Source organism: Malaciobacter mytili LMG 24559, assembly GCF_003346775.1.
Classification (GTDB): Bacteria; Campylobacterota; Campylobacteria; order Campylobacterales; family Arcobacteraceae; genus Malaciobacter; species Malaciobacter mytili.
Window position 1 is genome coordinate 2,675,556 of sequence record NZ_CP031219.1, and the last position, 14,570, is coordinate 2,690,125.

Here is a 14,570-nt window from a genome sequence, read left to right on the forward strand (position 1 = left end):
GATAAAATTTAAGCATAATGTATTAAATTATAAAGGGTAAAAGATGAGAATTAATACAAATGTTGCTTCACTACAAGCACAAGAAGCAAATACAAATACAAATAAAGCCTTAACTAATTCACTAGAAAAGTTAAGTTCAGGTTTAAGAATAAATAAAGCAAGTGATGATGCTTCTGGTTTAGCAATTGCTGATAAATTAAGAACACAAGCTAGCTCATTAAGCCAATCAATTTCAAATGGTAACTCAGCAGTTGCATTAACACAAATTGCTGATAAAGCGATGGCTGAACAATCTAATATTTTAGATATTGTTAAAACAAAACTTATTCAAGCAGCAACAGAGACAACTTCTGATGAGGGTAGAAAATCAATTGAAAAAGATATTAATAAACTATTAGATCAGTTAAATAATATCGCAGCACAAACAAACTACAACGGTACAGCATTATTACAAGCTAGTATTGGTCTTGCTGGATCTGCAGTTAAAGGTGCTATGACTTTCCAAATGGGAGAGACAGCTAATGATACTATTAGTACAACAAGTGGTGTTAGAGCAAATGTTACTGGTTTATCATTAACAAGCTTAAAAACTGAAGTTGCAACAACAGGAAGTATGACTGCAACTGAAGCTAGAGGATACTTAACAAAAATTGACTCAGCTATTAACACTTTAAATGGATGGAGAGCAGATTACGGTTCAACTCAAAACCAATTAGAATCAGCTATTAGAAACCAAATGACTCAACAAACAAATATTAAAGCAGCTGAGTCTGTTATTAGAGATGTTGATTATGCTCAAGAGAGTGCAACATTTAATAAACAAAACATTATTTCACAAGCTGGTACTTTTGCTATGAGTCAAGCAAATAATGTTCAACAAAATATTCTTAGATTATTACAATAATTAGTAATATTTCTTTGAAAATATTTAAATAGATTTTAAAACTTTATATATAAAATGATAAAAATAGTTTTTTTTAAAGTTTTATATAAATAATAAAAGTCCTTAAATAGGCTTCTCTCATATATTTTACTCTTTAAAAAAGGTCTAGAAAAATAAAATCTAGGCCTTTTTTTATAATTTATTTATATTTAAGCTAATATTAAGAAATGGTGTGTCATAATTCTCTTATAACTTAAAAGGAGAACTTCAAAATGGAACCAAACAATTCTATACCGGATGACATTTTAAAGATCCAAAAAAAGTTATGTACTTTTGAAAAAGGTTCTAGAAATCATAAGAAATATCTTAAGATTCTAGCTAAGCATATTAAGAAACATAATATGAGAAAAAGAGTTAATAGTAATATCAAAACGATAGAAGCTATTCAAGAGATAAGTAAACAACAAAATTAATAAAATGTATAGGTATCAATGGATACCGAAGAGTAAGACTCTATGCTTGGTAAGACAAGAATGTTTTTAGGCTCCCGTGTCATGGGTAAATCTTTTATCATATAAAGAAAAGGATTTATTATGAGAATTAATACAAACGTTGCTTCATTACAAGCACAAGAATCATCTACAGTTACAAATAAAAATTTAACAAACTCTTTAGAGAAATTAAGTTCAGGTCTAAGAATCAATAAAGCAAGTGACGATGCTTCTGGTTTATCAATTGCTGATAAATTAAGAACTCAAGCTAGTTCATTAGGTCAATCAATTTCAAATGGTAACTCAGCAGTTGCATTAACACAAATTGCTGATAAAGCGATGGCTGAACAATCAAATATTTTAGATATTGTTAAAACAAAACTTATTCAAGCAGGTACTGAAACTACTTCTGATGAAGGTAGAAAAGCTATTGAAAAAGATATTAATAAATTATTAGATCAATTAAATAATATCGCAGCACAAACAAACTATAACGGTACAGCATTATTACAAGCTAGTATTGGTCTTGCTGGATCTGCAGTTAAAGCGGCTATGACTTTCCAAATGGGAGAGACAGCAAACGATCTTATTAAAACAACAAGTGGTGTTAGAGCAAATGTTACTGGTTTATCATTAACAAGTTTAAAAACTGAAGTTGCAACAACAGGAAGTATGACTGCAACTGAAGCTAGAGGATACTTAACAAAAATTGATAAAGCTATTAACACTCTAAATGGATGGAGAGCAGATTACGGTTCAACTCAAAACCAATTAGAATCAGCTATTAGAAACCAAATGACTCAAAAAACAAATATTTTAAATGCTGAGTCAGTTATTAGAGATGTTGATTATGCACAAGAAAGTGCAAACTTCAACAAACAAAATATTATTGCACAAGCTGGTACTTATGCTATGAGTCAAGCTAATGCAATCCAACAAAATGTAACAAGATTATTACAATAATCGATAAAGTTATGAAATAACGAGTTATATTTCTGTGAAAATGTAACAAGATTATTACAATAATCAGTAAAGTTGTAAAACAACGGGTTATATAATAAACTTATTACAAAAAGGTAAGTCACCTAATAAGATAATAGCTATATGCAATTATCTTATTAGAGCAGTTTTATATTGCAAATCACTTTTTTTAAAAAATAATATCTTATAAAAAGAAATTTTTTAGAAAAAGTACAAAATGTTTTTTTAAAACAGATAATTAATTTAATAGTTAGTTATTTAAGTATTGATTATAAGATTGGGATAGGAACAATGTAGGGGTCAATGGATTCCGAAGAGGTTAAAACTCTATGCTTGGTAATACAAGAATGTTTCAGGCTCCCGTATCAGGGTAAATCTTTTTAAATTAAAAAAGGATTTATTATGAGAATTAATACAAACGTAGCGTCTTTACAATCACAAGAAAGCGCAATAAACACAAATAATAACTTAAGAAACTCTTTAGAGAAATTAAGTTCAGGTTTAAGAATCAATAAAGCAAGTGACGATGCTTCTGGTTTATCAATTGCTGATAAATTAAGAACTCAAGCAAACTCTATTGGTCAATCAATTTCAAATGGTAACTCAGCAGTTGCATTAACACAAATTGCTGATAAAGCGATGGCTGAACAATCTAATATTTTAGATGTTATTAAAACAAAACTTATTCAAGCAGGTACTGAAACTACTTCTGATGAAGGTAGAAAAGCTATTGAAAAAGATATTAATAAATTATTAGATCAATTAAATAATATCGCAGCACAAACAAACTACAACGGTACAGCATTATTACAAGCTAGTATTGGTCTTGCTGGATCTGCAGTTAAAGGTGCTATGACTTTCCAAATGGGAGAGACAGCAAACGATTTAATTAAAACAACAAGTGGTGTTAGAGCTAACGTTACTGGTTTATCATTAACAAGTTTAAAAACTGAAGTTGCAACAACAGGAAGTATGACTGCAACTGAAGCTAGAGGATACTTAACAAAAATTGATAAAGCTATTAACACTCTAAATGGATGGAGAGCAGACTTCGGTTCGACTCAAAACCAATTAGAATCAGCTGTTAGAAACCAAATGACTCAAAAAACAAATATTTTAAATGCTGAGTCAGTTATTAGAGATGTTGATTATGCACAAGAAAGTGCAAACTTCAACAAACAAAATATTATTGCACAAGCTGGTACTTATGCTATGAGTCAAGCTAATGCAACACAACAAAACGTTCTAAGATTATTACAATAATCGATAAAGTTGTGAAACAACGAGGAATGTTTCTTTGAAAACGTTCTAAGATTATTACTATAATCTAAGAGTTGAAGTAAATACTATAAATTTTAATACTCTTAGGCTTTAGGCCTAAGTGTATTAATTTTTAAAAGCTTTTTTTGCAAAATTAAAGTAAAATTTATAACTAAATAAAAAAAGGCTTATTTATTATGCAAAATCAACTGGAACAATTAAACTTCACTTTAAGTAATCTTTATTTTAAAAATCTAAATTATCTAAAAAAGAATCATCCAAAAGTTTTTGAAAAAGTAGATAAATTATCTAAAGCTATTGAAAATAATACTTATCAAGAAACTTACTCATTAGAGTATAAAGAAGAGGGATATTTTGACATATTAAATTTAAAAACAAATAAGTTTTTATACAATGTAAACAGTTATATTGAAGCAGATTTAAGAAAAGAAAGAATGGATTTCTCTCAAAATAGTTCACTTAACTTACTTAGAATCAATCCCTTTGAGAATAATTTTGCATTAATGGAAGGGTTAGGAGAAATAAGACCTTTTGTTGAGTATTTAAATAGAAAAATTGATTTTAAAAATATTAATTTTTCAAAAATTTTTAAGATTATTTATATTGGAACAGGGCTTGGCCTTCATATTTATGAAATTCATAAAAAAATTGATGCCCATAGCACTTTAATTATGGAAGATAATTTAGAGATTTTTAGATTATCCTTATTTACTACAGACTACTCAATCTTCTCTTTAAAAAATAGAAATCTTTTTTTATCAATTCAAGAAAATGAAGATGAAAAAAAAGAGACTTTAGAAGAGTTTGAATATGATAATAGCTGGATGAACTATAATATAAAACATCATATTTTCTCAATAAATGAAAAAGAAAATTTAGACAAAATAATAGAACATTTTTCAATTCATCATGCAAGTATGTTTTCATATAAAGAAGTTTTAAAAGTTATTTCAAGAACAGTAAAGTTTATAAAAAATGATTATGCCTTTTTAAAATTAGAACCTATGATAAAAAAGAAGCCTTTAAAAGATAAAAAAGTTTTAATAATAAGTGCAGGTCCTTCTATTGATAAAAGTATAGAGTGGATAAAAGAAAATCAAAATAAATTTATTATTGTTTGTGTGGATATTATCCTAAGAAAACTTGAAAACTACCAAATTAAGCCAGATATTATTGTCTCAATTGACCCAAAAGCAGTAATAGGTAAATTTTTTGATTTAAAAGATATAAATTTTATAAAAGATAGTGCTATTATTTTTGCTTCTCAACAACATGAAAGTGTAATGCAAAAAGTTAAAGATTTAAATTTTTATTTTGTTCAGCCTTTTACCGTTTCATTAGAACCAGGATTTCATTTTGCAGTACCAAATGTGGGAACATATTCTTTTGGAATAAGTTTATTTTTAGGTGCAAATGAAGTATATCTAGCAGGTAGTGATGCAGCATTTAATCAAGAAACAGGTAGCCGATACTCAAATGATAATACAAAAATACAAATTGATATAATTGAAGATCAAGAGGAATTAAAACAAAAAGGTATAGTTTCTGAAAGTGATATTATTGAAGTAAAAGGAAACCTAAGAGAGAAAGTAAAAACAAATAGAGAGTTACTAAGATTTAAAGAGTCTTATGAAAGATTTGTATATGAGCATAAAAAAGTAAATAAAAACTTAGAATTTACAGCATATAATATCTCAGATGGAGTTTATATGGAAGGATTTATTCCAAAAGATTTTAATCAAATAGATATAAATTCTTTTGAAGATAAAGAATTTTCTAAAAAACTTATTGATGAAATTTCATCAAATATTGAAAACTTAGAATTTGAAGATGATATGGTTATTATAAATAGCATAATTCAAAGAGTAAAAAAGTTTAGTAAACTAAAAATAAAAACAAAAGATGATTTAATTAAAAATAAAATTGATTTAATGATTTGGATTTTTGAGCAAAAGAAAAAGATGTCAAATGGAATGTTTGCAGATTTATTTTTTAGATTTACAGATTTAATTGATATTTATATTAATTACTCTTTACACCTAACACAAAAAGAGTTAAATACAAAAGAGTTTTTTGAAGAGTTAAAAAGATATTGGTCAAACTCTTTAATCTCTTTATTACAAGAGATTAAACAAAATGTTTTAAAGGTATAACAAATGAGATTTGAAGAATTTAAAATTATAAAATCTTCTACTATTTTAAATGCTTTAAAACAAATAGATAATAATAAAAAGGGATTTTTAGTTGTAGTAGATGAGCAAGATAAAGTCTTAGGAATTACAACAGAAGGAGATATAAGAAGAAAACTTATAAAAGAGGCTAATCTCTCTTTAGAAATTCCTTATAATAATGATTTTATAAAAATTTATGAAGAAGAAGATTTTACTTTACTTTTTGATTACTTTAAGTCAGAAAAAATAAATTATATTCCAGTAATTTCTAAAGATTTAAAATTAAAAAATATTATTTCAAAAAAACAATTTCATGTTATGCTTTTAAAAGATATGGAATATAATTTAAAACATCTTCCCAAAGTAGATGAAAATGAGTTAGATTTTGAAGTTTTTCCAAGACCTTGGGGATTTTATAAAAGCACTTTACTTGCTGAGCATGTACAATCAAAAATTATTACTGTTTTTCCACAAGGCGAGCTTAGTTTACAAAAACATAAAAAAAGAGAAGAACACTGGATAATAATAAAAGGTGAAGGCAAGATTATTTTAGAAGATTCAATTTTAAAAGTTGAACAAGGAAGGTATGTTTATATACCTAAGGGATGTAAACACAAATTAATAAATAGTTCTTTAAAAGAAAACCTTATTTTAGCCGAAGTGCAACTAGGAAGTTATTTTGGAGAAGATGATATTATTAGATATGAAGATAAATATGGAAGGATAAAAAAATGAGATTTCAATTTGATTATAAAGAGCCAAAAATTATTGCAGAAATTGGTTGTAACCATATGGGGCAATTTGAGATTGCAAAAGAGTTAATAGATTTAGCAAAAACTTCAGGGGCTAAATATGTAAAATTCCAAAAAAGAAATAATAAAGAGTTATTAACAAAAGAACAATATGATGCACCCCACCCTGTTGCTGAAAACTCTTATGGAAAAACATATGGAGAACATAGAGAGTTTTTAGAGTTTACTAAAGATCAACATAAACAACTAAAAGAGTATTGTGATAGTATTGATATGATTTATAGTACTTCTGTTTGGGATGTAACAAGTGCCAAAGAGATGGCTAGCTTTGAGCCAGAGTTTTTAAAAGTACCTTCAGCTTGTAATAATAACTTTGAAATGTTAAAAGTATTAAGAGATGAATATAAAGGACAAATTCAATTATCTATTGGAATGACAACAAAAGAAGAAGTTGAAGAAATAGTTAAATTCTTTGAAGAAACAAATCAAGCAAAATCAAGACTTCTAATCTATTCTTGTACATCAGGTTACCCTGTTCCTGCAAAAGATGTATCATTATTAGAGATTAATTGGTTATATGAAAATTATGGAAGTAGAGTAAGCCAAATAGGTTTTTCAGGACATCATTTAGGAATTGCTTTAGATATTGCAGCTTATACTTTAGGTGCTAGATGGATAGAAAGACACTTTACAAAAGATAAAACTTGGAAAGGGACAGACCATGCAGCTTCACTTGAACCAAATGAACTAAAAGAGTTAGTAGTTGCACTAAGTGATACGTATGAAGCTTTAACATTTAAAAAAGATGAAATTTTACAAATTGAACAAGTTCAAAGAGATAAATTAAAAAATAGAAAGTAAAAAATGAAATGTACTTTATGTAATAGTAAGAACTATAAGAAAAGATCAGGTAGCGTTAGAGATAATAAACAACTAGAGATTTTTGAGTGTTGTGAATGTGGACTTGTCTTTTTATCTGAAAACTCTCATATAAATGAGAGTTTTTATGAAGAGTCAAATATGCATCAAAGTTTTGATTTTTCTAAATGGAGAAAAGAGACTTTAGAAGATGATACTAGAAGATTTTCTTTTTTAAAAAATTCATTATTAAATAAAAAAGTTTTAGACTTTGGAAGTGGGAATGGTGGATTTTTAAAACTTGCAAAAGAAGTTTGTAAAGAGGTTACTGGTATAGAATTAGAAAAAGCTGTAATTGCTTTTTATATAGAAGATAAGCTAAATATAGAAAATAATCTTAATAATATAGACTCAAAGTTTGATATTATTACTTCATTTCACGTAATTGAACATATAAAAGAACCCCTTGAAATCTTGGAGAAATTAAAATCTTTATTGGAAGATAATGGAAAACTAATAATAGAAGTTCCAAATGCGAATGATGCTTTACTTACAATATATAAAAGTGAGGCTTTTTCACATTTTACTTATTGGAGTTGTCATTTATATTTATATACTTCTCATACTTTAAATCTTTTAGCAAAAAAAGCAGGATTAAAAGTTGAGTTTATAAAACATATACAAAGATACCCCCTTTCAAATCACTTATATTGGTTAAGTCAAAGTAAACCAGGTGGTCATCAAAAATGGGGTAATTTTTTAGATTCAAGTGAACTTACAAAAGCTTATGAAAACCAATTAGCAAGTATTCAAGCTACTGATACAATTATTGCTTGTTTTACAAAGGAAGACTAATGAATATTGCCTTTATTCCTGTAAGATGTGGAAGTAAATCAATACCTTTTAAAAATATAAAAGAGTTTTGTAAAAAGCCTTTAGTTTATTGGAATTTAAAAGCTTTACAAGACTCTTTAAATATAGATAAAATTTATGTGGCTACAGATTGTAATGAGATAAAAGAAGTAGTTAATAGTTTTAATTTCTCAAAAGTATTAATATATGATAGAGATAAAGAAAATGCAACAGATACTTCAAGTACTGAAGATGTAATGCTTGAATTTATTAAAAAAAATTCATTTTTAGATAATGATACTTTTATACTTGTTCAAGCTACTTCACCACTTACACAAACAGATGATTTTGATAAGGCATTAAAACAATATAAAGAAGAAAAAGCTGACTCTTTATTAACTTGTATTAGAACAAAAAGATTTTTTTGGAATAAAGAAGCAAAGCCTTTAAATTATAATTATAAAAATAGACCAAGAAGACAAGACTTTGAAGGTTTATTAATGGAAAATGGTGCTTTTTATATAAATACTATAGGAAATATTAAAAAAGATAAAAATAGATTATCAGGAAAAATCTCAATATATGAAATGCCTGAATATACTGCTATTGAGATTGATGAAGAAGATGATTGGATAATAGCCCAAAAACTAATGGAAAAATATATTTTAAAAGAGTTTAAAGAAAATAAAAAAATCAAACTTTTTTTAAGTGATGTGGATGGAACTTTAACTGATGCAGGAATGTATTATGATATTTATGGAAATGAACTTAAAAAATTTAATACCCATGATGGAAAAGGTTTTGAACTACTTAGAAATGCTGGCATTAAAACAGGAATTATTACAAGTGAAGAGACAAAAATAGTAGAAAATAGAGCAAAAAAACTAAAAGTAGATTATCTTTATCAAGGAGTAGGATTTAAAGGTAAACTAGAAGCTGCAAAAGAGATTTGTAAAAAAGAGAATATCTCTTTAGATGAAGTTGCATATATAGGAGATGATATAAACTGCAAAGAGCTTTTAGAAAACGTAGGGATTGCTGCTTGTCCTGCAGATGCCTTAAACGAAATTAAAGAAATGAAGAGTATAATAAAATTAACAAAAAATGGTGGTTACGGAGCTGTTAGAGAGTTTATCGAACTACTTTTTAAAAAGAGTAAAGTATGATTACAGAACAAATACAAGTTGAACTATCTAATATAATCCACCAAGATATAGTAAAAATTGCCACTTCTTTTGCAGAGATTTCAGCACTAAATCCTAATTTAGTAAAAGAGTTAATTCTTCATATAAATTTATTAGATGAATATAAAGTTTCATATCTTCAAAATGAAGAGTTAGAAGAGATTTTTGAGATTTTAATTACTGATTTACAAACAAGTGCATATCCAATAGATATTGCTTTTGTTACTTCTTTAAATTATCTTTTAAAAAATGAAAATAACCTAGAAGAAGCTATTTTTATTCAAACTTTTTTTAAAGTTCCAGATAGTCTATTCTTAGAAACTTTTTTTATTTTTGAAATTTTTGCAAATAATATTCAAAAACTCTTTGAAAAAATAATCACATATATTTTTAACTTAAAGTTTTTAGAACTTAATGAAAATATACAAATTGAAGCTATTTATAAAATGTGGAATTTATCTTTAAGCTTTTTTCATGATAATGAAGCTTCAAAATATGCTTATAAAATGCTATTAAAACTTTTTCATCAAGCCTTGCATTATAAAAAAACAGAAGTTGCTTTTTGGTTATATTATAATCCCTTACATTACTTTAAATCAGGTACAAGTATAGATATAAATAAATCAAATGAAGAGTTTAAAAATGAAGTGGAAAAACCTTTAGAAAGATATATTTTACAAGAACTTATTCCAAAATATAATTTAACACCTAATGAAAAAAAGATAAATAAAAATGGAAAAATAAAAGTTGCATTTGTTATGCAACGGCTAATAAGATTATCATCAATTAATGTTTTTTATTTTTTTGTAAAAACTCTTATGGAAATGAATCAGGATAAATATGAATTTATTTTATATGATTTTTCTTTTCCAGAATCAGAAGGTAGTGATAAAAAAGTTGTTGAAAATTTTAAAAAATTAGGGATAAAATATATTGATTTACAATATGAAATTTTTGGAAATTTTAAACAAGTATACTCTTTAGTTGAAAAATGTATAAAAATAAGAGAGAGATTAATAAAAGATGAAATTGATATTTTAGTAGGTCTTCATACAAGAGTTGAATATATTTTTTTATATGCAACAAGAACAGCTCCTATACAAATCTATTGGTATCATAATAGTAATGCTCAATATGATATAAAAGGAATTGATTTAAGAATAGCTCATGGAAGTCTTCCTCAAAATGAGTTTAAATTTGATAAAATCAATATTCCATTTGATATTTCATATTATAATCCACCTGTAGATAAAAATAAAGTTATAGAAGAAAAAAATAAATTTTCTAAAGATAAAATTATTGCAGGTTCTATTGGAAGACTTATAAAAATAAATGATATAAATTATTTAAAAACTATTGCAAAAATATTAGAACAAAATCCACAACTAATCTATTTAGCTTGTGGAGGTGGAGATAAAAGAGAAATAGAAGAGAAAATAGAACAATTAAATATACCAAAAGATAGATTTTATTTTACAGGACATATAAATTCATCTATTTATGGTCATATATTAGATATTTTCTTAGTTCCTTTTTTAGGTTCAGGAGAAGCTTTAGAAGAGTATAGATATAAGGGCAAACCATATGTATTACTTCATAAAGAAGAGTTACTTTCAAAAGAAGAGATGCAAATATTAATTGACTCAATTTATTCAAATAAGCAAGTTACAATAAAAGAAAAAAGTTCTAATTTATTTAAACCTTCTTTATATACAAAAGAGATATTAGATTCTTTAAAAGAGTATCAATATGTAGATAAAATAAATAAAAATGCTCAAATGTTTTATGCTATTTCTTTTGCCGAAACACCAGAAGATTATATAAATATAACAAATGAATTACTAAGAAATGAAGAATTAAGAAAAAAAATAAGTGAAGATTTAATATATTCTTATATTAATAAAAAATCAACAACTGATTTTATTGATTATTTACAGGAAATTATTTAATGCAAATAAAAGAATTTACAATAAATTATATAAAAAAATTAACTCAAATATTAAATCAAATTGATGTTGAAGTAATAGAACAAATTATTCATACTTTAGAAGAAACTATCAATAAAAATAAAATTTTTATAATTGGCAATGGAGGAAGTGCAGCAACAGCCTCTCATATGGCAAATGATTTAGGAGTAGGTCTAAAAAGAAGAGAAATTATTTCATTTAACATAGATAGTTTAACAGATAATACTCCTGCTATAACTGCTATTGCAAATGATATTGGATATGAAAATATTTTTTATTCACAATTAAAAAATGTAATTAAAAAAAATGATGTGCTTATTGCTATTTCTTGTAGTGGAAATAGTGAAAATATAATAAAAGCTGTAAAATATGCAAAAGAACAAAATGCAAAAATTATTGGAGTAACAGGTTTTGATGGAGGAGAGTTAAAAAAACTTTCAGATATTAACTTTCATATTGATACTCAAAAAGCACAATATGGTATTGTAGAAGATGCACATATGATTTTAGATCATATTATCTATTCATATTATATAAATAAGGATTTAAATGAACAATAAAATTTTAGTTTTAGGAAGTAACTCTTTTTCTGGCTCAAATTTTATAAATTATCAACTTAATGAAGGATATGAAGTATTTGCATTAAGTAGATCAAAAGAGATACATAATGTATTTTTACCTTATAAAAAAAATACAAATTTAAAAAATCTTCATTTTTTTCAACTTGATATTAATAATGATTTACAAAAAATTATAGATTTAATAAAAAAAGAAAAAATTTCACAAATAATAAATTTTGCTGCACAAAGTATGGTAGGAGAAAGTTGGGATATTCCAGAGCATTGGTATATGACAAATACTGTATCAACTATTAAATTTCATAATGAGTTAAAAAATTTAGATTTTTTAGAAAAATATATTCATATTTCAACTCCTGAAGTTTATGGAACTTGTGAAGGATTAATAAAAGAACATAGAAATTATAATCCAAGCACTCCTTATGCCACATCAAGAGCAGCAGCAGATATGAGTTTAAAAAATTTTTATGATACTTATAATTTTCCTGTAACTTTTACAAGAGCAGCAAATGTATTTGGAGAATATCAGCAATTATATAGAATTATTCCAAAGACAATTTTATGTTTTCTAACAAAAGAGAAGTTACCTTTGCACGGAGGAGGACATTCTGTTCGTTCTTTTATTCATATGAATGATGTTTCAAATGCTACTAATAAGATATTAAACAATGGGCAAACAGGAGAAATATATCATATCTCAACAAAAAAAAATATTTCTATTAGAGCTTTGGTTGAAATGATTGCTCAACAACTTAATGTACCATTTGAAGATAATGTAATAATAACAGAAGATAGAAAAGGAAAAGATAGTGCATATTTACTAGATAGTAGTAAATTAAGAGATACTTTAGATTGGGAAGAAACAATAAGTTTAGAAGAAGGTATTCAAAGAACTATTAAATGGACTAAAGATAACTTTGATGAATTATTAAAACAACCTATGAAATATATACATAAGGCATAAGATGAAAAACATATTAATAACAGGCGGAACAGGCTATGTTGGTACACTTTTAACACAGACTTTATTAGCTCAAGGATATAAAGTAACTGTTGTAGATACTATGTGGTTTGGAAATTATCTAAAAGAAGATAAAAATTTAACTTTAATTAAAACTAATATTTTAGATATAGATTCAATTCCTATGGAGAATATAGATACAATTTTTCATTTAGCAAATATTGCAAATGACCCAACAGGAGATTTAAACTCAAAACTTACTTGGGAAGTAAATGTTTTAGCTTCAAAATTATTAATTGAAAAAGCTATTAAATGTAAAGTTAAACAATTTATTTATGCAAGTAGTGGTAGTGTTTATGGTGTAAAAGAAGAAGAACAAGTAACAGAAGATTTAGATCTTGTTCCAATTAGTGATTATAATAAAACAAAAATGATTAGTGAAAGAGTTTTTTTAAGTTATAAAGACCAAATAAATACAGTTATTATTAGACCTGCAACAGTATGTGGTTATAGTAAAAGAATGAGATTAGATGTATCAGTAAATATGCTTACAATGCAAGCTTTAGCAAATAAAAAAATTACTGTATTTGGGGGAGAACAAACTAGACCAAATATTCATATAAAAGATATGATAAATGTATATTTACATTTTTTAAATAATGATACTTTAACAGGTATATATAATGCAGGTTTTGAAAATATTTCTATTTTAGAGATTGCAAAAAAAGTAGAAAAACATATAAATGCAGAAATTATAATAACAGCTTCAAATGATCCACGTTCATATAGACTTAATTCACAAAAACTTTTAGATACTGGATTTGTTCCACAATATGGTGTTGAAACAGCAATTTGTGAGATTATTGAAAAGTTTAATAATGGAATTTTAAAAGATGAAGAGAAATACTATAATTTAAAAGTTATGAAAAAACTTGCTTTAGGGGAATAAAATGGGTATTGAAATTGATTTATTAAAAAACTATCCTAAAACAAAAAGGGATTTAAAACAAAGAGCAGATGAAAAAACACCTGAAGATAGAGCAATTGCTAGACAATTTGGAAAAGAGTTTTTTGATGGAGAGAGAAAACATGGATATGGTGGTTTTTCATATATGAGTAGATTTTGGCAACCTGTTATTCCAACATTTATAGAACATTTTAATTTAGATGAAAACTCAAAAGTTTTAGATGTAGGTTGTGCAAAAGGATTTATGCTTTTTGATTTAAAACAAGCTCTTCCTAATATATCAATTGAAGGAATTGATATTTCTTCTTATGCTATTGAAAATGCAAAAGAAGAAGTAAAATCTTTCCTAAAAGTTGGAAATGCAAAAGAACTTCCTTATGAAGACAACTCTTTTGATGTGGTAATTTCTATAAATACCATTCATAATTTAGAAAAAGAAGAGTGTGCAAAAGCCTTAAAAGAAATACAAAGGGTTAGCAAAGGAAAAAGTTTTATAACAGTAGATGCTTATAGAAATGAAGAAGAAAAAGAAGCAATGTTTGCTTGGAATTTAACAGCAAAAACAATTATGAGTGTAGAGGAATGGAAAGCCTTTTTTAAAGAAGTTGGATATACAGGGGATTATTATTGGTTTATTCCATAAA

Annotated in this window: 14 protein-coding genes; all 14 read left to right on the forward strand. The window is 26.0% G+C overall.

Translation table 11 applies throughout. The features are described 5' to 3' along the window. Positions 1-43 precede the first annotated feature (43 nt). The 14 genes from AMYT_RS12930 to AMYT_RS12995 all read left to right on the forward strand — a co-directional run bounded on the left by AMYT_RS12930 (position 44) and on the right by AMYT_RS12995 (position 14,569). Entirely contained in the window at positions 44-904 is an 861-nt protein-coding gene (locus tag AMYT_RS12930; RefSeq protein ID WP_114842936.1) for a flagellin N-terminal helical domain-containing protein, read from the forward strand. A 251-nt stretch (positions 905-1,155) separates the two neighbouring features. Further along, positions 1,156-1,356: a hypothetical protein gene (locus tag AMYT_RS12935; protein WP_114842937.1), complete on the forward strand. Its 201-nt coding sequence runs from the start codon at positions 1,156-1,158 to the stop codon at positions 1,354-1,356. 120 nt (positions 1,357-1,476) lie between these two features. Then, positions 1,477-2,337 carry a flagellin gene (locus tag AMYT_RS12940; protein WP_114842938.1) on the forward strand — a complete coding sequence of 287 codons (861 nt, stop codon included), beginning with the start codon at positions 1,477-1,479 and terminating at the stop codon, positions 2,335-2,337. Between the two features lie 420 nt (positions 2,338-2,757). Then, positions 2,758-3,618, forward strand: a complete 861-nt coding sequence (locus AMYT_RS12945; RefSeq protein ID WP_114842939.1) for a flagellin — start codon at positions 2,758-2,760, stop codon at positions 3,616-3,618. Positions 3,619-3,812: 194 nt separating this feature from the next. Next, positions 3,813-5,789 carry a motility associated factor glycosyltransferase family protein gene (locus AMYT_RS12950; RefSeq protein ID WP_114842940.1) on the forward strand — a complete coding sequence of 659 codons (1,977 nt, stop codon included), beginning with the start codon at positions 3,813-3,815 and terminating at the stop codon, positions 5,787-5,789. A gap of 3 nt (positions 5,790-5,792) precedes the next feature. After that, entirely contained in the window at positions 5,793-6,542 is a 750-nt protein-coding gene (locus tag AMYT_RS12955) for a CBS domain-containing protein (protein ID WP_114842941.1), read from the forward strand. After that, positions 6,539-7,420, forward strand: a complete 882-nt coding sequence (locus tag AMYT_RS12960; RefSeq protein WP_114842942.1) for an N-acetylneuraminate synthase family protein — start codon at positions 6,539-6,541, stop codon at positions 7,418-7,420. The genes AMYT_RS12955 and AMYT_RS12960 overlap by 4 nt, the downstream gene beginning before the upstream one ends. Before the next feature lie 3 nt (positions 7,421-7,423). Continuing rightward, complete coding sequence (locus AMYT_RS12965; protein WP_114842943.1) at positions 7,424-8,272, forward strand: class I SAM-dependent methyltransferase; 849 nt, start codon at positions 7,424-7,426, stop codon at positions 8,270-8,272. Next, positions 8,272-9,435, forward strand: coding sequence for an acylneuraminate cytidylyltransferase (locus tag AMYT_RS15160; RefSeq protein ID WP_114842944.1), 1,164 nt, complete (start codon positions 8,272-8,274; stop codon positions 9,433-9,435). Before AMYT_RS12965 ends, AMYT_RS15160 begins: the two co-directional genes overlap by 1 nt. Next, positions 9,432-11,402, forward strand: coding sequence for a glycosyltransferase family protein (locus AMYT_RS12975; RefSeq protein ID WP_114842945.1), 1,971 nt, complete (start codon positions 9,432-9,434; stop codon positions 11,400-11,402). Before AMYT_RS15160 ends, AMYT_RS12975 begins: the two co-directional genes overlap by 4 nt. Then, positions 11,402-11,980 (forward strand): D-sedoheptulose-7-phosphate isomerase, encoded by a 579-nt coding sequence (locus AMYT_RS12980; RefSeq protein ID WP_114842946.1) that lies wholly within the window; start codon positions 11,402-11,404, stop codon positions 11,978-11,980. Before AMYT_RS12975 ends, AMYT_RS12980 begins: the two co-directional genes overlap by 1 nt. Next, the gene (locus tag AMYT_RS12985; protein WP_114842947.1) at positions 11,970-12,962 is read left to right on the forward strand and encodes a GDP-mannose 4,6-dehydratase; all 993 of its coding nucleotides are present in this window, start codon (positions 11,970-11,972) and stop codon (positions 12,960-12,962) included. The genes AMYT_RS12980 and AMYT_RS12985 overlap by 11 nt, the downstream gene beginning before the upstream one ends. Before the next feature lies 1 nt (position 12,963). Then, positions 12,964-13,908: an NAD-dependent epimerase/dehydratase family protein gene (locus AMYT_RS12990; RefSeq protein WP_114842948.1), complete on the forward strand. Its 945-nt coding sequence runs from the start codon at positions 12,964-12,966 to the stop codon at positions 13,906-13,908. A 1-nt stretch (position 13,909) separates the two neighbouring features. After that, complete coding sequence (locus AMYT_RS12995; RefSeq protein WP_114842949.1) at positions 13,910-14,569, forward strand: class I SAM-dependent methyltransferase; 660 nt, start codon at positions 13,910-13,912, stop codon at positions 14,567-14,569. Position 14,570: the final 1 nt, after the last annotated feature.